This window comes from Streptomyces sp. NPDC093071, from assembly GCF_044754545.1.
Classification (GTDB): domain Bacteria; phylum Actinomycetota; class Actinomycetes; order Streptomycetales; family Streptomycetaceae; genus Streptomyces.
This window is the reverse complement of sequence record NZ_JBIVPH010000002.1, coordinates 861467-878702: the sequence shown is the minus strand read 5'-3', so window position 1 is coordinate 878702 and position 17236 is coordinate 861467. Positions and strand designations below refer to the sequence as shown.

The following is a 17236-nucleotide window of genomic DNA, read 5'->3' as shown; positions in this document are numbered from 1 at the left end:
CCGTCCGTCGCGGGTCAGTATGCATCCCCCTCGGTGGAGGAGGTCACGACGCCGTCGCGGGTGAAGTCCAGGCGGGAGACGATGCGGTAGCGGTCGCCCCGGTAGACCGAGTGGACGTACTCGACGGGCCGCCCGGCCGTGTCGAGGGTGAGGCGCTCGATCAGGAGCGCGGGGGAGAGGACGGGGACGTCCAGGAGCGCGGCCTCGTCCTCGCTGACGACCGTCGGCTCGATCGACTGGGTCGCCTCCTTGACCTGGACCCGGTGGTGCTCCCGCAGATGGTCGTAGAGGTCGCCCGCCTCCAGCTCCTCCGGGGTGAGCGCGGCGCCGACGAGGTCCGCCGGGATGTGCAGGTGCTCGATGGCCATGGGCGCGCCGTCGACGAGCCGGAGCCGGGCGACGTAGAGCAGCTCGGCGGCGGGGGAGAGGCGGAGCCGGCGGCCGATGCGGGCACCGGCCCGGATCGTGGCGGACTCCAGGACGGTGCTTGACCAGGTGCCCGACGCCCGGGGAACGGCGAACGCCGCTTCGTCCGGGGCGAGTTGCTGCACGATCTTGGCCGGGGCGACGAACATGCCGCGCCCGTGCTCCCGTACCAGCGCGCCCGTGGCGACGAGTTCGTCGACGGCCGCGCGCAGGGTGGGGCGCGAGACGCCGAGGGCGGCGCAGAGGGTGCGCTCCGACGGGATGGGGTCGCCCGGCCCGCCCGCCTCGATCAGGCCGAGCAGGTGCTCCCGCACCCGCTCCCGCTTCAGCACTCCGCTGGAGGAGCCGTCCTTCATGCCGCTCTCCCTGACACGCCGTTCTCCCCGACCGCTCGACCGACCCCGGCTGATCCACCGACCCGGCTGATCCACCGACCCGACTGATTCCGCTGGTCCACCGACCCTGATCCTGACTGGTCAACTGGTAAGACCGATGGTAACCCGAGGAGTTGACCTGTCGTCGAGTGAACGGCACATGTTTTCCGGGGGATTGACGGCCAGAACGGTCCGTGCCACCTTCTGCTCACACACCTGACCACTTGACCAATTGGTTAACCATGCAGCGAGGTGCCCGTGAAGATCCGTCCCCTCAGCAGAACCACCGCCCTCGCGGCGGCCGTCGTGCTCGCCGCCACGGCCTGCGGCGGCCAGGACGACCCGAAGGCCGCCGGAGGACCGGAGAAGGTCACCGTCTGGATCATGAAGGACAGCGTCACCGACGCCTTCCTCGACCGCTTCCGCACCGGCTTCGAGGCGGAGCACCGGGACATCGACCTCGACATCCAGATCCAGGAGTGGGACGGCATCGGCGAGAAGGTCACGGCCGCCCTCGCCAGCAAGGACGCCCCGGACGTCATCGAGGTCGGCAACACCCAGGTCGCCCAGTACGCCGCCAGCGGCGGCGTGCGCGACCTCAGCGACAAGGTCGCCGAACTGAACGGCGCCGACTGGCTCCCCGGCCTCGCCGAGCCCGGGAGGATCGACGGCAAGCAGTACGGCGTCCCCTGGTACGGGGCCAGCCGTGTCGTGATCTACCACAAGGACCTCTTCGCCGCGGCCGGCGTCACCCCGCCGAAGACCCAGGACGAATGGCTCGCCGCCACCGCGAAGCTCAACAGGGGCAAGGTCCAGGGCATCTACCTCCCCGGCCAGAACTGGTACACCCTCTCCGGCTTCGTCTGGGAGGCCGGCGGCGACCTCGCCGTCCGGGACGGCGAGAAGTGGAAGGGCGCGCTCGACACCCCGCAGGCCCTCGCCGGCATGGACTTCTACCGGAAGCTCCAGGCCCTCGGCAAGGGACCCAAGGACGCCGACGAGTCCAAGCCCCCGCAGGCCGAGGTCTTCGCCAAGGGCGACGTCGCCCAGATCATCGCCGTCCCCGGCGGCGCGAAGATCGTCGAGGAGATCAACCCCGCCCTCAAGGGCAAGCTCGCCTTCTTCCCCCTCCCCGGCCGCACGGCCGACAAGCCCGGCGCGGTCTTCACCGGCGGCTCCGACTTCATCGTCCCCGAGGCCTCCACCCATCCCGACGCCGCCTATCAGGTGGTCAAGGCGCTGGCCGGCGAGAAGTGGCAGACGGACATGGCCAGGACCATGAGCTACGTCCCCAACCGCACCTCCCTCGCCCGGGTCGTCCAGGACGACGAGGGCACGGCCGTGATGGCCGCCGGCTCCGCGCAGGGACGGGCGACCCCCAACTCCCCGCAGTGGGCGGCCGTCGAGGCCACCAACCCGATCAAGCAGTACATGACCGCCGTGCTCACCGGCACCGACCCCGCCGCCGCGGCGCGCACCGCGTCCGAGAGCATCACCAGGACCCTCGGCTCGTGAGACGTCCCCACGGGCCGGCCCTGTGGCCCTACCTCCTCGTCGCCCCGACCGTCCTCGGCGGAGCGCTCCTCCTCGGCTACCCCCTCGTCCGCAACCTGCTGATCTCCTTCCAGGAGTACGGCATGGGGGAACTCATCCGCGGCGGCGCCGGGTTCGCGGGGCTCGACAACTACCGGACCGTCCTGGCCGACCCCGTGTTCTGGGAGGTCGTCCGGCGCACCCTCTGGTGGACCCTGGTCAACGTCGTCCTGATCATGGTGATCGGCACCCTGGTCGCCCTGATGATGCAGCGGCTCGGCCGGACCCTGCGGATCCTGGTCACCAGCGGGCTCGTCCTCGCCTGGGCCAGTCCGGTCATCGCCACCACGACCGTCTTCCAGTGGCTCTTCGCCTCCCGCCTCGGCGTGGTCAACTGGGTGCTCGTCCGGCTCGGGTTCGAGTCCTTCGAGGGCTACTCGTGGCTGGCCGACGGCCCCGCCGCGTTCACCGTCCTGGTCCTGCTCGTGGTCTGGCAGTCGGTCCCCTTCGTCGCCATCACCCTGCACTCCGCGCTCCTGACCGTCCCCGCCGAGCTGTACGAGTCGGCCCGGCTCGACGGGGCCGGCGCCGGGCGGATCTTCCGCTCGGTCACCCTGCCCCTCCTGCGGCCCGTCTTCGGCCTGGTCCTCTGCCTGGAAGTCATCTGGGTCTTCCGCTGCTTCGCCCAGATCTGGGCCGTCACCAAGGGCGGCCCCGGCGAGGCGACGACCACCCTGCCGGTCTACGCCTACCGGGTGGCGCAGTCCCTGCACCGCTACGACCTCGGGGCGGTCGTCTCCACCCTCACCGTCCTCATCCTCGTCGCCGTCCTGATCGCCTACTTCCGCCAGCTGCTCCGACAGGAGGCCGACCGGTGACCCCCGCACGACCGGCGATCCCCGTACGACCTGCGGCCCCCGCACCCCCGGTGACCCCCGCACGCCCGGCCGCCCCCGCACGCCCGGCGGTCCGGCGCGCCCTGCGGCGGCTCCCCCTGAACACCGCCGCCGTGACCGTCTTCGTCCTGGCCGTCTTCCCGGTGTACTGGATGGTCCTCACCGCCTTCCGGCCCACCCGCGACATCCAGTCCGAGACCCCCGGCTTCCTGCCCGTCTCCGTCACCCTGGAGCACTTCCGGCACGCCGTCGCGGCCGACGGCTTCTGGATCTTCTGGCGCAACAGCCTGCTGGTGACCGCCGGTTGCGTCCTGCTCGCCCTCGTCGTGGCCCTCGCCGCCGCCTTCGCCGTCGCCCGGATGCGCTGGCGCGGCCGGCGCGCCTTCCTCCTCATGGTGTTCATCGCCCAGATGGCACCCTGGGAGGCCCTGCTGATCCCGATGTACGTCATCGCCCGGGACGCCGGCCTGCTCGACCGGCTGGTGACCCTCAGCCTGATCTACTTCATGATCACCCTGCCCTTCACCGTCGTCACCCTCCGCTCCTTCCTGGCCGGCGTCCCGGCCGAACTGGAGGAGGCCGCGCAGGTCGACGGCTGCACCCGGGCCGCCGCCTTCCGCCGGGTCACCCTCCCGCTGCTCGCCCCCGGCCTCCTCGCGACCTCGCTCTTCGGATTCATCACCGCCTGGAACGAGTTCGCCTTCGCCAACATGCTCATCATCAAGGACCAGGACGACCGCACCCTGCCCGTCTGGCTCTCGTCCTTCTCCAACGTCTTCGGCACCGACTGGGGCGCCACCATGGCCGCCTCCACGCTCTTCGCCCTGCCCGTCCTCGTCCTCTTCCTGGTCCTGCAGGGCCGGGTCGCCGCCGGAATGACCGGCGGAGCCGTGAAGGGATAACGCACCGCGATGCCCCTGCCCCGTCTCGTCCCCGACCCCACCCACCTCTCGCCGCTGCCCGGCCGCTTCACCTTCGACGCCGCGACCGCGCTCAGGGTCACCCCCGGCGCCGAGGGCGCCGCCCGGCTGCTGCGCACCCTGCTCGGCCCGGCCACCGGCCTGCCGCTGCCCGCCCGCCCGGACGGCTCCGTCGTCCTGGCCCTCGACCCCGCCCTCACCGGCCTCGGCGAGGAGGGCTACGGCCTCACCGTCGGCACCGCGGGCGTCCTGCTCCGGGCCGCCCGCCCCCAGGGCCTCCTCGCCGGCGTCCAGACGCTCCGCCAGCTCCTGCCCGTCGAGGCGCTCGCCGGCGAACCCGTCGGCGGCGTCGCCTGGACCGTGCCCTGCGTGCAGATCACCGACACCCCCCGCTTCCCCTGGCGCGGCTCCATGCTCGACGTCGCCCGCCGCTTCCGCCCCGTCTCCTACCTGCGCCGGTACGTCGACCTCCTCGCCCTGCACAAGCTCAACGTCCTCCACCTCCACCTCACCGACGACCAGGGCTGGCGGATGCCGGTCGCCGCCCTGCCCCGCCTCACCGAGGTCGGCGGAGCGCCCCACGGCGGCGCCTACACCCGCGCCGAACTCACCGGCCTGGTGGCCTACGCGGCGGAGCGCGGCATCACCGTCGTGCCCGAGATCGAGATGCCCGGCCACGTCCGCGCCGCCCTCGCCGCCCACCCCGAGCTGGGCAACACCCCGGGCCGCAGCTACGAGGTGTGGGACCGGTGGGGCGTGTGCGACACCATCCTGGGCGTCCACGACACGGCCCTCGACTTCTGCCGCACGGTCCTGGACGAGGTGATGGACGTCTTTCCCTCCCCGTACGTCCACATCGGCGGCGAGGAGTGCCCCACCACCGAGTGGCACACCTCCCCGGACGCGCTCCGGCGGGTCGCCGAGGAGGGCCTCCCCGGCCCCGACGCCCTGCACGGCTGGTTCATGGAGCAGGTCGGGAGCCACCTGCTGCGGGCCGGCCGCCGGCCGCTCAGCTGGACCGAGAACGGCGCCGACCTCCCCCCGTACTTCACCGTCATGCCCTGGCGCGACTCCGACCACGGCCGCACCGCCGTCCGCCGGGGCCACGAGGTCGTCATGGCGCCCCACCGGACCACCTACCTCGACTACCCCCAGTCCGCCAGCCCCGCCGAGCCGCCCGGCCAGGCCGGTGAGGTCGTCGACCTGCGGACCGTCCACGGCAACGACCCGGCTCCGGCCGACTGGAGCCCCGAGGAGGCCGCCCGGGTCCTCGGCTCCCAGGTCCAGCTGTGGACCGAGTACGTCCCCACCGCCGCGCACGCCGAGTACCTCACCTTCCCCCGGCTCTGCGCCCTCGCGGAGGTCGTCTGGACCGGCCGCCACGACTGGACCGGCTTCCAGGAGCGCCTGCGCCACCACAGGACCCGGCTCGACGCCCTCGGGGTGCCGCGCCGTCTCTCCACCGCAACCCCCGTCCCCCACCTCTGAGGAGAGGAACCCCCATGAGCGACCAGACCAGGGCGCGCACCCCGCGCCTCCGTGCCGCGCTCGCCGTCGCCGCCGTGACCGGGCTCGGCGCCACCGCCCTCACCGCCCTCCCGGCGGCGGCCGCCGGCGAGGCCGTCACCGTCCAGTACCGCCAGAGCGCCACCGGCAGCGACCAGGTCGAGCCCTGGCTCAAGGTGGTCAACACCGGCACGACCGGCGTGCCGCTGAGCCAGGTCAAGGTGCGCTACTACTTCAAGGCCGACGCGGGAGCCTCGTACACCTACGCCTGCTCCTGGGCCGTGAAGGGCTGCGCGAACGTCACCGGCACCTTCGGCACCCTGGCCCACCCGACCGCGACCGCCGACCGCTACCTGGAGGTCGGCTTCACCGCCGGGGCCGGCACGCTCGCCCCCGGCGCGGACACCGGCGACCTGCAGCTGCGCTTCCACCGCTCCAACTGGCAGCCGCTGAACCAGAGCGACGACTACTCCTTCGGCCCGGCGCAGACCGCGTACGCCAACTGGGCCAAGGTCACCGCGACCGTCGGCGGCGTCCCGGTCTGGGGCACCGCCCCGGCGGGCAACGACCCCACCCCGACGCCCACGCCGACCGACCCGACCACCCCGCCGCCCGACGGGGCCGCGCTCTTCGACGACTTCAATTACACCGGGCACACCGACCCGGCGATCGGCAACCACGGTTGGAGCGTCCGGTCCAACTCCGGCGGCCCCGGCGTGCCCGGCGCCACCTGGGCCCCCGAGAACGTGACCTTCGCCAAGGAGGGCACCAACTCGATCATGAACCTGCGGTCCTCCACCGCCGGGACCGGCGAGTCCACCCGGCACACCGAGGTCCTGACGAAGGCCACCAAGTTCAAGAACGGCACCTACGCGGCCCGGGTCCGCTTCTCCGACGCCCCGGTGTCGGGCCCCGACGGCGACCGGGTCGTCCAGACCTTCTTCACCATCAACGACCTCAAGGCCCCGATGGCCGACGACTACGCCGAGTACGACTTCGAGTACCTGCCCAACGGCGGCTGGGGCGAGCCCGCCAACATCCTCTACACCACCTCGTGGGAGACCTACCGGCCCGACCCCTGGGAGGCCGTCAACCAGCACTCCGAGGTCCGGGCGAGCTACGCCGGCTGGCACGACCTCGTCCTGACCATCGACGACAACAGCATCGTGTACTACGTCGACGGCCAGGAGTTCGGCCGGCACGACGCCCGCTACCTGCCCGAGCGCCCGATGTCGATCAACTTCAACCAGTGGCTGATCGACCTGGCGGGCCAGACCTTGACGACCCCGCGCTCCTACGACCAGAAGGTCGACTACGTCCTGCACGTCAAGGACCAGGTCCTGACCCCGGCCCAGGTGGCCGCCAAGGTCGCCGCCTACCGCTCGGCGGGCACCGCCTTCGTGGACACCGTCCCGGCACCGTAGCCGGTACGGCCCCGCTCCCGCCCCGCCGCACGCGCCCGCGGCGGGGCGGGAACCCCTCACCCGTACGGCCCCCGTCGCCTCGCCCGCCCCGCCGCCCCGCGGGAGGGTCGACACCGGGGCCGCGCCCGCTCGACCGCCCGCGCCGCGTCCCTCCACCGAAACCGGAGGTCAGTCCGTGCCGGCATCGAAGAACTCCAAGGTCCACCTGGTCGGCGGCGGCATCGCCTCGCTCGCCGCCGCGGCCTTCCTCGTCCGGGACGCGGGCGTGCCCGGCGAGAACGTGCGCGTCCTGGAGCAGCTGCCGGTCGCGGGCGGCTCGCTGGACGGCGTCCGCGCCCCGACGCGCGACGGCGGCCACGTCACCCGGGGCGGCCGGATGTTCGAGGAGGCGCACTACGTGTGCCTGTGGAACCTCCTGGAGACGATCCCGACCCTGGACGACCCGGCGGTCTCCGTCCGGCAGGAGATCCGCGCCTTCGCCGTCGAACGCCCCACGTACGCCAGGGCCCGCATCGTCGACGGCGACCGCACGATCGCCGACGCCTCGGAGCTCGGCCTCGACGCCCACGACCGCGCCGACCTGACCCGGCTGCTCGCCCTGCCCGAGCGGCTGATCGGGGCCCGGCGCGTCGACGACTTCTTCCGGCCGCACTTCTTCGCCACCCACTTCTGGTGCATGTGGCGCACGACCTTCGCCTTCCAGGCCTGGCACTCGGCCGTCGAGCTCAAGCGGTACCTCCTCGCCTTCGTCCAGGAGTTCGACCGCCTGCACACCCTGTCCGGGGTCCGGCGCGGCAGGTACAACCAGTACGACTCCGTCGTCCGCCCCCTCCAGGAGTGGCTCACCGCCCGGGGCGTGCGCACCGACTTCGGGGTCACCGTCGCCGACGCCGACTTCTCCGGGCCCGCCGCCCGCCGCCTCTCCCGCCTGCACCTGCGGCGGGACGGCGCCGAGGCCGGGACGATCGAGCTGGGCGAGGACGACTACGCGTTCCTCACCCTCGGCTCCATGACCGCCGACACCGCCTACGGCGACGGCACCACCGTCCCCGAACTGGTCCGCGACAAGCGCGACGGCTCCTGGCGCCTGTGGGAGTCGATCGCCAGGAACGCCCCCGACTTCGGCCGCCCCCACGCCTTCTGCGGGAACATCGACGAGACCAGGTGGGAGTCCTTCACCCTCACCACGACCGGCCGCCTCCTCCTGGACCGCATCCAGAAGCACACCGGCGACGTCCCCGGCGAGGGCGCCCTGATGACCTGGAAGGACTCCCGCTGGCTCCTCTCGCTCGCGGTCCCGGCCCAGCCCCACTTCCGCGACCAGGAGGAGGACACGTACACGCTGTGGGGCTACGCGCTGTCCGGCGGCGTCCCCGGCGACCACGTGCCGAAGCGGATGGACGACTGCACCGGCGCCGAGGTCCTCGACGAACTCCTCGGCCACCTCGGCTTCGACGACATCGCCGACGAGGTCCGGGAGACCACCCGGATCACCACCGTCCAGATGCCCTACGCCGGCGCCCCGTTCCAGCGCCGCACCCTCTCCGACCGCCCCCTCGTCGTCCCGGACGGGGCGCGGAACTTCGCCTTCCTCGGCCAGTTCGTCGAGATCCCCGAGGGTGTCGCCGCCACCGTCGAGTACGCGGTCCGTTCCGCCATGACCGCCGTCCATCACCACTTCGGCGTCGACAAGGAGATCCCGCCGGCGTACCACGGCCTCTCCGACCCGGAGGTCGCCCGGTCCGCGCTGAGAACCGTCCTGGCCTGACACGTGCCCCGGCCCGACACGGAGGAGGGACGCATGAACGCGGATCCCGGACGGTTCTCCCGTCCCGGCGCCCCGGACCAGTGGGACGAGGCGGTCCTGGACGCCATCTTCACCCAGTCCGACATCGGCCTCCACGTCCTCGACACCGAGCTGCGCGTGGTCCGCGTCAACCCGGTCGCCGTCGGCATCCGCGGCATCCCGGCCGAGCGGATCATCGGCCTGCCCGCCACGGAGGCGTACGCCCCCATCGGCGTGGACGTCGACGAGGAGATGCTGCGGGAGGTCCTCGCCACCGGCCGGCCCAGGCTCGACCACCTCGTCAGGGGACACCCGTTCACCGACCCGCGCAGCGAGTACGTCTTCTCCGTCGCCGCCCACCGCCTCCTGGACGGCGCAGGACGGGTCCTGGGCGTCGTCCTCACCAGCACCGACGTCACCGAACGCGAACGGGCCCAGGCCCGCCTCCGGCTGCTGCACGACGCCCACGAACGGATCGGCTCCAGCCTGGACGTGGAGCGCACGGCCCGGGAACTGGTCGACGTCGTGGTGCCGCGCTTCGCCGACACGGTCGTGGTCGCCCTCACCGACGCCGTCCTCAGGGGCAGGGAGCCCGGCCTCCGGTCCCACGACCCGGCCCCCCTGCTGCGCTGCACCGCGACCGGCGGGACGGAGGCCGGACCCCGGATCCCCACGGCCGGCGCCCTCCTGCTCCCCGGGATCTTCGGCGAGGTGCTGCCGACCGAACCCCGGCTGCTTCCCCCCGAGGAGACGGGCGTGCCCGGCGGCACCCGGCTCGTGGCCCCGCTGCTCGTCCGGGGGCAGGTCTTCGGGGCGGTCGTCTTCCAGCGTGCGGAAGGGGCCGAACCGTACGAGGAGGACGACCTCGAACTGGCCGAGGGCATGGCCACCCGCACGGCCACCTGTCTGGAGAACGCCCTGCGGTTCACCCGCGAGCACATCGTCATGACGGCGCTCCAGAGCTGGCCGCTGCGCCAGGAGGAGGCCACCCAGAAGGCCGTCGACGTCGCCCGGCGCAACCAGCCCGACGGCAGCGGCGTCGGCTCCTGGTACGACGTCATCCCCCTGTCGGGCGCCCGGGTGGCGCTCGTCGTCGGCCAGGTCGACCGGGCCGGGCTCAGTGCCGTCGCCACCATGAGCCGGCTGCGGACCGCCGTCTACAGCCTGACCACCCTCGACCTCGACCCGCACGAACTGCTCGCCCGCCTCCACGCCACGACCCTCCGGCTCGCCGGGGAACAGGAGAGCGGGCCCGGGGGAGACGGCGCGACGGCGAGCTGCACCGTCGCCGTCCACGACCCGGTCGGCGGACGGCTCGACATCGCGCGCGCCGGCACCTCGCTGCTCGCCGTCGTCCGCCCCGACGGCTCGGTCGACACCCGGCCGGTCGAGGAGGGCCCGCTGCTCGGCGCGGAGGGCCCGCCCTTCGCCTGCGCCACGCTGGTCCTCCCCGAGGGCAGCACCCTCTGCATGGCGCCGGGCGAGGGCGACACGCGGACGGAGGACCTGGTGAACGCCCTCGCGCACCCCGGCCGCTCCCCGGAGGCGATGGCGGACGACGTCGCCCGGCTCCTCGCCCCCGACCGCGTCCTGCTCCTCGCCCGCACCCGGTACCTGTCGCCGAACGAACTGGCCGAGTGGACCGTCCCCTTCGACTTCTCCGCCGTCGGCATCGCGCGCCGCCACGTCGAGGAGCAGCTCCGGAAGTGGAACCACCCCGCCGACCCGTTCACGGCGACGCTCGTCGTCAGCGAACTCGTCACCAATGCCATCCGCTACGGCGCCGCCCCCCTCACCCTCCGCCTCATCACCGACTCCACCCTGCTGGTCTGCGAGGTCGGCGACACGGGCCAGGCGGCCCCCCACCTGCGCCACGCCAAGGCCGTCGACGAGGGCGGCCGGGGACTGCTCATCTGCGCCACCCTCGCGGAGAACTGGGGGATGCGCTACACGAGCGAGGGCAAGACCGTCTGGGCGGAGATCGAGGCGGACGGCTGAGGAGGACCGGGACGAATGAGGAATGTCTCCCACCGGTCCGGCCCGGGCAGGAAAGGCGTGAAGGACACCGTTCCACGAAGGGGAAGCACATGGGGACGTGGTGGGGGAACCTGTTCGGGGCCCTGCTGTTACTGGCCTCGCTCGCGACCGCGTCGGCGACGGCGGCGGCCCTACGGCGCGCCCGTCGGGCCATGACGGCCGGGATCCGGCCGCCACGGTCGCCGGAGCAGCGCCTGGACCTGTACGAACTCGCCTACCTGCACGGGCAGGCTTCCCGAGTCGTCGACGTGGCCCTGCTGCGCATGCACCGGGGCCGGCGCCTGACCGTGCGGCGGACCGCCGTCGACCGCGTCGAGCTCCGCCCGTCGGGCCGGGGTCCCCGGGACGACGTGGAGACCATGGCGCTCGACCTCATGGCCGGGGCCGCGGACGGGGAAGGCGGCCTCCGCTGGCCGCCGGTCTTCGGCGACGGGCACCCCCGGATGCGGGCCCTGCGCGACCGGCTAGTCCTGGACGGCCTGATGAGCGACGACAACTTCCCCCTCGGCGTCCTCCGCCGGTCGCCCGCCACGCAGCGCTGGCTGGCCGCCCGCAACCGCCACGCCACCGTTGTGCGTTGGCTCCCCGCGACCGCCGCGGCCGGCGTCGTCCTGGCGGTCGCCGCGCACGCCCTGCTGCCCTTGCTGGGATATCCGCCGCTGCTGTGGTGGGCCCGCGCGGTACGGGAACGGGCCGAAGGGGCCTTCGCCCCGATCTCCGTCACCGACGCCGGGCGCGCGGCGATGAAGGCGGCGGAGCGCCCCGAGTGGATCCGCCCTGGCGAGTCCGCAGGGCTGCGGGACCTCGCGGTCCACGGTCTCGTGCTCCTCTCCGCCCGGCACCCCCTACGCCTCCCGGAACCGCCCCGCCGGGCCGATCCGCCCCCGCGGCCCGAACCGCCCCGGGAACCGGTGGTGATCTACGAGGGTCCCGGCCTGGGCGGCCTGTGACCGGTGGCGCCCCGAGGGGCACATGCCGATCGGGGCGCGGAACCGCCCCGCCCCGGGGACCCTTCTAGAGCCCCGCCCCGCCCAGCCCCGGCGGGTCGTCCGGCCGGTGGTCCGACGGGGCCGGACGCCACAGGGCGCGGCGGAGGTCCCGCGGCACGGCGGACGATCCGGTGCCCAGGGCGGCGACCTGGTACAGCACCCGGTCGGTGTCGGACGTCCCGGCCGGGAGGGCCTCCGTCAGACGGCGGCCCGCTTCGGTGGGTTCCCGGGGAGTGGCGGGGACGCGGGCGGGTGGCACCAGCGACAGCAGCCCGAGGGCCGGGGACAGGGCCGCCGTCCAAGCCGCGCCGACACCGTGGGGGCCGCCCAGCGCGCCTATGGCGATCATCCCCAGGAGGAAGGCCGAGAGCCCCGTCATGAGCGCGGCCGCCCGCCAGCCCTCCAGCCGGGACGTCAGACCGGGGTGGGGGAGCAGACCCTCCTCGCCCAGAGAGGCGCCGAGCCGGCGCACGGCCCGGCTCCTCCCGACGCGCTCCTCCGTCCTCGTGCCCCGCTCGCCGCGTCCGGGCCGGCACAGGGCCAGTGCCGCCGCCTCCACCGGGTCGGCCGGGAGACGACCGCGGTCCCCGGCCCCGGCCGCGTCCACGCGGACGATCCGGTTCCCCGTGACGGTGACGAGCCCCGCCAGGTACAGCGCCGTCAGCGCCGTCTGGGCGGACCGCCGGGCACCGCCGCGGAGGTACGCGCACGCGTGCGGACCCGGCGGGACGTCCCCCGGCGCGGCCCGGGGAGGGCGGTAGGTCAGGAGGCGCTGGTGGGCGTCCCGGAAGCCGAGCGACGCCACGCACACCGCGGTCCACATGCCCCCGCCCAGCCACCACCACATGATGAGCCCACCCCCGTGACCGGAACGCCGCGGGCGCCCCTCGGGCCCATTGTCCGCAGGGCGCGCACGTACGCACAGACCACCTGGCGAACCGTCACTTCCGGAACGGCCCCGTCCCTGGTCACGCGTCGCCGCCCGGCAGGTTCTCCTTGATCTTGGCGATGGCGAACCCCCAGCCCTGGGAGACGGTCGGCTTGCCGGGGACGGCGACCTCCTCGGGGTTGGTCAGCACGTCCAGGAGGACCGGCCCCGGGGTGGCGAAGGCCCGGCGCACGGCGTCGTCCAGGTCCGCCGGGTCGGTGACCCGGATGCCGGTCAGGCCCACGGCCTCGGCGACGGCGGCGAAGTCGGGGTTGTCGAGGACGGTGCCGAACTCGGGCAGGCCCGCCTGCTCCTGTTCGAGCTTGACCATGCCGAGGCGGCGGTTGTCGAAGACGACGAGCTTGACCGGGAGCCGCTCGGAGCGGAGCGTCATCAGGTCGCCCAGGAGCATGCTCAGACCGCCGTCGCCGCAGAACGCCACGACCTGGCGGTCGCGGTCCCAGAGCTGGGCGCCGAGCGCCTGCGGCATGGCGTTGGCCATGGAGCCCAGGTTGTAGGAGCCGAGCAGCCTGCGGGTGCCCCGCATGTGCACGAAGCGCGAGAGCCAGACGGTGGCCATGCCGGTGTCGGAGGTGAAGACCGCGTCCTCGGCCGCGTGCCGGTCCACGGCCGCGGCGAGCGCCTCGGGCCGGATCTCGTGGACCCGGTTGTCGAACATCGCCCGCACCCGCCCGACGAGCCGCTCGTCGTGGGCCGGGTCGGCGAGGCGCGCCTGCTCCTCCTCCCACTTCAGGAACCGCTCGCGGGCGTCGTCGAGGTGCGCGCGGTCCCCGACCGGCGCGAGCAGCGGCAGCAGGCCCCGCAGCGTGGCCCCGACGTCCCCGGCGAGCCCGACGTCCACCGGCACGCGGCGGCCCAGGCGCTCCTCCCGCAGGTCGATCTGCACGACGCGGCAGTCCTCCGGATACCAGTCGCGGTACGGGAAGTCGGTGCCGAGCATCAGCAGGGTGTCGCAGGCGTCCAGGGCGTGGGCGGCGGCCGGGTTCCCGATCAGGCCCGTCTGGCCGACCTCGTAGGGGTTGTCCGCCTCGAAGCCCTCCTTGGCCTTGAGGGTGAGCACCATCGGGGCCGAGAGGTGCTCGGCGAGGCGCAGCACCTCCTCGCGGGCGTCCCGCGCGCCGCGCCCCACGAGCAGGGTGACCCGGGAGCCCTCGTCGATCACCCCCGCGGCCTCGGCCAGGGCCGGGTCGTCGGGCCGGGTGACGGCCGGGCGGGGGAGGGCGAACCGCACGGGACGGTCGTCCTCGACCTTCCGGTCCCCGAGGTCCCCCGGCACGGTGAGGACCGCCACGCCGCCGCGCGTCACGGCCGTCCGGACCGCGGACTCCAGGAGCCTCGGCATCTGGGACGGGGAGGCGACGGTGGCCCGGTAGACGGCCACGTCCCGGAACAGCAGGTCGTTGTCCACCTCCTGGAAGTAGTCGCCGCCGACCTCGGACAGCGGGACCTGGCCGCAGATCGCGAGGACCGGGGCGCCGCTCTTGGCCGCGTCGTACAGCCCGTTGAGGAGGTGGACCGAGCCCGGCCCCACCGTCCCCATGCAGACGCCGAGCCGGCCCGACAGCTGGGCCCGCGCCCCGGCGGCGAAGGCGGCGGCCTCCTCGTGCCGGCAGCCGACCCAGTCGACGCCGTCCGTGGTGCGGATGGCGTCCGTGAGCGGGTTGAGGGCGTCACCGACCACGCCGAAGACGTGGCCGACGTCGAGGTCGGCGAGGGCGTCGACGATCACCTGGGCGACGGTGCGTGTCACGGGATGTCCTTTCGCGGGGGTACGGGTCCACCGTCCCGCCTGCCCGCGAGGGCCCGGCCGATGCGGACGGGTCCGCGACGCCCGTTCGGTTCCCCTCGCCCCGTTTGGGGGGTGGGCGCCCGGCAACGCGAGAGGAGGGGAAAGCCGCGGCCCGCCCTCCGCGCCGCGTCCGTGGCCGACCCGCGAGGAGAAGAGCAGCAGGAGCAGCGGCGGCGGGTCGCGCCGCCGCGCTCCGGCCCACCGGGAGGAGCAGCAAGTGAGCACGTACGTCTACGGAATAGCCCCCGCCGACCGGGAACTCCCCGACGCCATCGAGGGCATCGGCGACCCGCCGATGCCCGTGCGCACCGTGCGCGGCGGCGACCTGGTGGCCCTGTGCAGCGACGCGCCGCCCGAGCCGAAGGCGGAGCGCCGCGACCTCCTCGCGCACCAGCACGTCGTGATCGAGGCCGCCAAGGACGGCCCGGTCCTGCCCCTGCGGTTCGGCGGGATCTCCCCCGACGACGCGACGGTCGCCGCGGTCCTGAAAGAGCACCACGACCTCTACGTGGAGCGGCTGAAGGCGCTGGAGGGCAAGGACGAGTTCAACCTCAAGGTGCACCACGACGAGGAGGCGGTGCTCCACGCGGTGCTCGCCGACGACCCCGACCTGATGGCCCGGCACGCCGCCGGCCGCGCGCCGGACGGCGAGGGCCCCGAGGAGGGGCCCTCCTTCGGCGAACTGGTCGCCCTGGCCGTCGCCGACCGCGAGAAGGCCGACGTCGCCCTCGTCGAGCGGACCCTCGCCCCCTACGCGGCGGCCACGGTGCACGGCCCGCGCGACGCCGGCCGCCTCGCCGACCTGTCGTTCCTCGTGGAACGCGACCGGCGCGAGGAGTTCCTGGAGGCCGTGCGCGCCCTCCACCAGGAGCACGCGCACCTGCGCGAGCAGGTGACGGGCCCGCTGCCCCCGTACAGCTTCGTCCAGGCGGGCTGAGCCCGTGGCACCGAGCGCCGAGGTCCTCCGCCGGGAGCACGCGCTCCCGGGCCGTCCGGAGACGGGACGGGAGTCATGAGCGACGAACCGCTGCTGTACGTGTACGCCGTCGTCCGGTCCGCCGACCTGGACGGGCCGCCCGTCGACCCCCCGCCCGACGTGACCCTGGGCGAGGGGCTCACCACCGTCGAGCACCTGGGCCTGACCGCCGTCGTCGAACCGGTCCCGGCGGCCGACTTCGACGAGGCGCCCCTGCGCGAACGCCTCGAGGACCTGGACTGGCTCGCGACGATGGCCAGGGCCCACCACGGCGTGGTGGCCGCCGCGGGTCGGCGGACCACCACCGTCCCCCTGCGGATCGGGACCGTCCGGCGCGGCGAGACGGGCGTGCGCCGCCTCCTCGAAGAGGGGGAGAGCGGCCTGTCGGAGGCCCTCGGCCGGCTGACGGGTGCCCACGAGTGGGGCGTCAGGCTGTACGCCGACGAGACGCCCGGCAAACCGGCCGCCGGCGACGCGGCGGCCCGCAGCGCCCGGGAGCTGCACGAGACGCTCGCGCGGGCGGCGGCCGAGGCGATCCTGCGCGCGCCCCGGCAGACGCACCTCTTCCGGGCCTCCGGCCGGAACGTGCTCAACGCCGCGTACCTCGTCCCCGACGAAGGGCAGCGGGAATTCCTCGACGCGGTTCCCGGACCCGAAGAGGTCCGGTCCGGACTGCGCGTGGAGATCACCGGTCCCTGGATTCCCTACTCCTTCACCCGGACCGCTTCCGACGAGGATCCGGAATGGTGAACGGGCGATCCGCGAATTCGTGCGAAGGGGGGTTTGCTTCTCCCCGGCCAGGCTAAACGAAGCGTATGAGCGCATGGGAACAGAGCAACGAGAGCCGGTCCGGCCGGAACGGTCCGCGCACCGCTCCGGACGGCACCGGGAACGCGACCGGGGAGACCGGAGGGGCGGTGGGCGGAGCGCTGGCCGTGCTTCCCGCGCCCCTCGCGGAGAAGACCCTCGCGGCCGTCCACGCCGTCCGGGGCACCGGCGGTGCCGTATGGACCGCCGTGCGCACCCGCAAGACGCTCGCGAGCGGCACCGCGGCCGCCGTCGGCGCGGCCGCGCTCACCGGCGCGTACGCCCTGGGACGCCGGACGGGGACCCGCTCCCGCGGCCCGATCACCCGGCTCACCGGCGGCCGCATCTGACACGCGTCGAGGGGCGGCCCCCGGGACCGCCCCTCCCCTTGACTTTTCGACGACTTGTGCAACGCCCCGGATTCGATTTCCCGGCCACCGGAAAAGAAGATCCGAATTCTCTTCGAGTGCGAGGGGAATTCCTGGAACGGGACATCGGGTGCGGGGTACATGATAATTCGGAGGTTGTAGAGATGGTTCCCCTTCTTCTGGTTCTGCTGCTCGCGCTGATCCTCTTCGGCGCCGGTTTCGCGGTGAAGGCCCTCTGGTGGGTGGCCGTGATCGTGCTCGTCCTGTGGCTGCTGGGCTTCGTGGCCCGGCCGAAGGGCGGCTCGGGCCGCTGGTACCGCTGGTAGCACGCCCGTACCCCCGGGCACCGACCGCGCCCGCCACCGACACCGGTGGCGGGCGCGGTCGCGTCGTCCCCTCTTCCGTACCCGGACCTTCCGCACCCGGATGCGAAAGAACCCGGACACGACAGAACCC

At 73.7% G+C, this 17236-nt stretch carries 15 protein-coding genes; 12 read left to right on the top strand and 3 right to left on the bottom strand.

All coding sequences use genetic code 11. The annotated features are described in order from the left end of the window. Positions 1 to 14 precede the first annotated feature (14 nt). Positions 15 to 782: a GntR family transcriptional regulator gene (locus ACIQD7_RS09515; protein WP_402441012.1), complete on the bottom strand. Its 768-nt coding sequence runs from the start codon at positions 780 to 782 to the stop codon at positions 15 to 17. 276 nt (positions 783 to 1058) lie between these two features. Between ACIQD7_RS09515 and ACIQD7_RS09510 the strand changes: the two genes are divergently transcribed. The 8 genes from ACIQD7_RS09510 to ACIQD7_RS09475 all read left to right on the top strand — a co-directional run bounded on the left by ACIQD7_RS09510 (position 1059) and on the right by ACIQD7_RS09475 (position 11852). Next, on the top strand, positions 1059 to 2315 hold the full coding sequence (locus ACIQD7_RS09510) for an extracellular solute-binding protein (RefSeq protein ID WP_402441010.1): 1257 nt from the start codon (positions 1059 to 1061) through the stop codon (positions 2313 to 2315). Then, on the top strand, positions 2312 to 3211 hold the full coding sequence (locus ACIQD7_RS09505) for a carbohydrate ABC transporter permease (RefSeq protein ID WP_240449917.1): 900 nt from the start codon (positions 2312 to 2314) through the stop codon (positions 3209 to 3211). Before ACIQD7_RS09510 ends, ACIQD7_RS09505 begins: the two co-directional genes overlap by 4 nt. Next, a complete protein-coding gene (locus tag ACIQD7_RS09500) occupies positions 3208 to 4131 on the top strand; it encodes a carbohydrate ABC transporter permease (RefSeq protein WP_402441008.1) in 924 nt (307 codons plus the stop codon). The genes ACIQD7_RS09505 and ACIQD7_RS09500 overlap by 4 nt, the downstream gene beginning before the upstream one ends. A gap of 9 nt (positions 4132 to 4140) precedes the next feature. Then, positions 4141 to 5637 carry a beta-N-acetylhexosaminidase gene (locus ACIQD7_RS09495; RefSeq protein ID WP_402441006.1) on the top strand — a complete coding sequence of 499 codons (1497 nt, stop codon included), beginning with the start codon at positions 4141 to 4143 and terminating at the stop codon, positions 5635 to 5637. 14 nt (positions 5638 to 5651) lie between these two features. Next, a complete protein-coding gene (locus ACIQD7_RS09490; RefSeq protein WP_402441003.1) occupies positions 5652 to 7079 on the top strand; it encodes a cellulose binding domain-containing protein in 1428 nt (475 codons plus the stop codon). A 175-nt stretch (positions 7080 to 7254) separates the two neighbouring features. Further along, on the top strand, positions 7255 to 8847 hold the full coding sequence (locus tag ACIQD7_RS09485) for an oleate hydratase (RefSeq protein ID WP_402441001.1): 1593 nt from the start codon (positions 7255 to 7257) through the stop codon (positions 8845 to 8847). A gap of 33 nt (positions 8848 to 8880) precedes the next feature. Then, positions 8881 to 10863 (top strand): SpoIIE family protein phosphatase, encoded by a 1983-nt coding sequence (locus ACIQD7_RS09480; RefSeq protein WP_402440999.1) that lies wholly within the window; start codon positions 8881 to 8883, stop codon positions 10861 to 10863. Positions 10864 to 10952: 89 nt separating this feature from the next. Further along, positions 10953 to 11852, top strand: a complete 900-nt coding sequence (locus tag ACIQD7_RS09475; RefSeq protein ID WP_402440997.1) for a TIGR04222 domain-containing membrane protein — start codon at positions 10953 to 10955, stop codon at positions 11850 to 11852. Positions 11853 to 11916: 64 nt separating this feature from the next. On the opposite strand, the gene ACIQD7_RS09470 is transcribed toward ACIQD7_RS09475, so the two are convergent. Then, positions 11917 to 12738, bottom strand: coding sequence for a TIGR04222 domain-containing membrane protein (locus ACIQD7_RS09470; protein ID WP_402440994.1), 822 nt, complete (start codon positions 12736 to 12738; stop codon positions 11917 to 11919). Between the two features lie 121 nt (positions 12739 to 12859). Next, positions 12860 to 14590, bottom strand: a complete 1731-nt coding sequence (locus tag ACIQD7_RS09465) for a thiamine pyrophosphate-dependent enzyme (protein ID WP_402440992.1) — start codon at positions 14588 to 14590, stop codon at positions 12860 to 12862. A 256-nt stretch (positions 14591 to 14846) separates the two neighbouring features. On the opposite strand from ACIQD7_RS09465, the gene ACIQD7_RS09460 reads away from it, so the two are divergent. From ACIQD7_RS09460 to ACIQD7_RS09445, 4 genes are all read left to right on the top strand, one after another. After that, positions 14847 to 15566 carry a GvpL/GvpF family gas vesicle protein gene (locus ACIQD7_RS09460; protein WP_402440990.1) on the top strand — a complete coding sequence of 240 codons (720 nt, stop codon included), beginning with the start codon at positions 14847 to 14849 and terminating at the stop codon, positions 15564 to 15566. A gap of 75 nt (positions 15567 to 15641) precedes the next feature. Next, on the top strand, positions 15642 to 16355 hold the full coding sequence (locus tag ACIQD7_RS09455) for a GvpL/GvpF family gas vesicle protein (protein ID WP_402440988.1): 714 nt from the start codon (positions 15642 to 15644) through the stop codon (positions 16353 to 16355). A gap of 65 nt (positions 16356 to 16420) precedes the next feature. Continuing rightward, positions 16421 to 16762, top strand: a complete 342-nt coding sequence (locus tag ACIQD7_RS09450; RefSeq protein WP_402440986.1) for a hypothetical protein — start codon at positions 16421 to 16423, stop codon at positions 16760 to 16762. 182 nt (positions 16763 to 16944) lie between these two features. Further along, complete coding sequence (locus ACIQD7_RS09445; protein ID WP_053643868.1) at positions 16945 to 17106, top strand: DUF5670 family protein; 162 nt, start codon at positions 16945 to 16947, stop codon at positions 17104 to 17106. Positions 17107 to 17236: the final 130 nt, after the last annotated feature.

Excerpts from the sequence above, each read along its gene's own strand:
- ACIQD7_RS09515 (WP_402441012.1), bottom strand. The coding sequence starts at position 782 with ATGAAGGACGGCTCCTCCAGCGGAGTGCTGAAGCGGGAGCGGGTGCGG.
- ACIQD7_RS09495 (WP_402441006.1), top strand. The coding sequence starts at position 4,141 with ATGCCCCTGCCCCGTCTCGTCCCCGACCCCACCCACCTCTCGCCGCTG.
- ACIQD7_RS09490 (WP_402441003.1), top strand. The coding sequence starts at position 5,652 with ATGAGCGACCAGACCAGGGCGCGCACCCCGCGCCTCCGTGCCGCGCTC.
- ACIQD7_RS09480 (WP_402440999.1), top strand. The coding sequence starts at position 8,881 with ATGAACGCGGATCCCGGACGGTTCTCCCGTCCCGGCGCCCCGGACCAG.
- ACIQD7_RS09475 (WP_402440997.1), top strand. The coding sequence starts at position 10,953 with ATGGGGACGTGGTGGGGGAACCTGTTCGGGGCCCTGCTGTTACTGGCC.
- ACIQD7_RS09470 (WP_402440994.1), bottom strand. The coding sequence starts at position 12,738 with ATGTGGTGGTGGCTGGGCGGGGGCATGTGGACCGCGGTGTGCGTGGCG.
- ACIQD7_RS09455 (WP_402440988.1), top strand. The coding sequence starts at position 15,642 with ATGAGCGACGAACCGCTGCTGTACGTGTACGCCGTCGTCCGGTCCGCC.
- ACIQD7_RS09450 (WP_402440986.1), top strand. The coding sequence starts at position 16,421 with ATGAGCGCATGGGAACAGAGCAACGAGAGCCGGTCCGGCCGGAACGGT.
- ACIQD7_RS09445 (WP_053643868.1), top strand. The coding sequence starts at position 16,945 with ATGGTTCCCCTTCTTCTGGTTCTGCTGCTCGCGCTGATCCTCTTCGGC.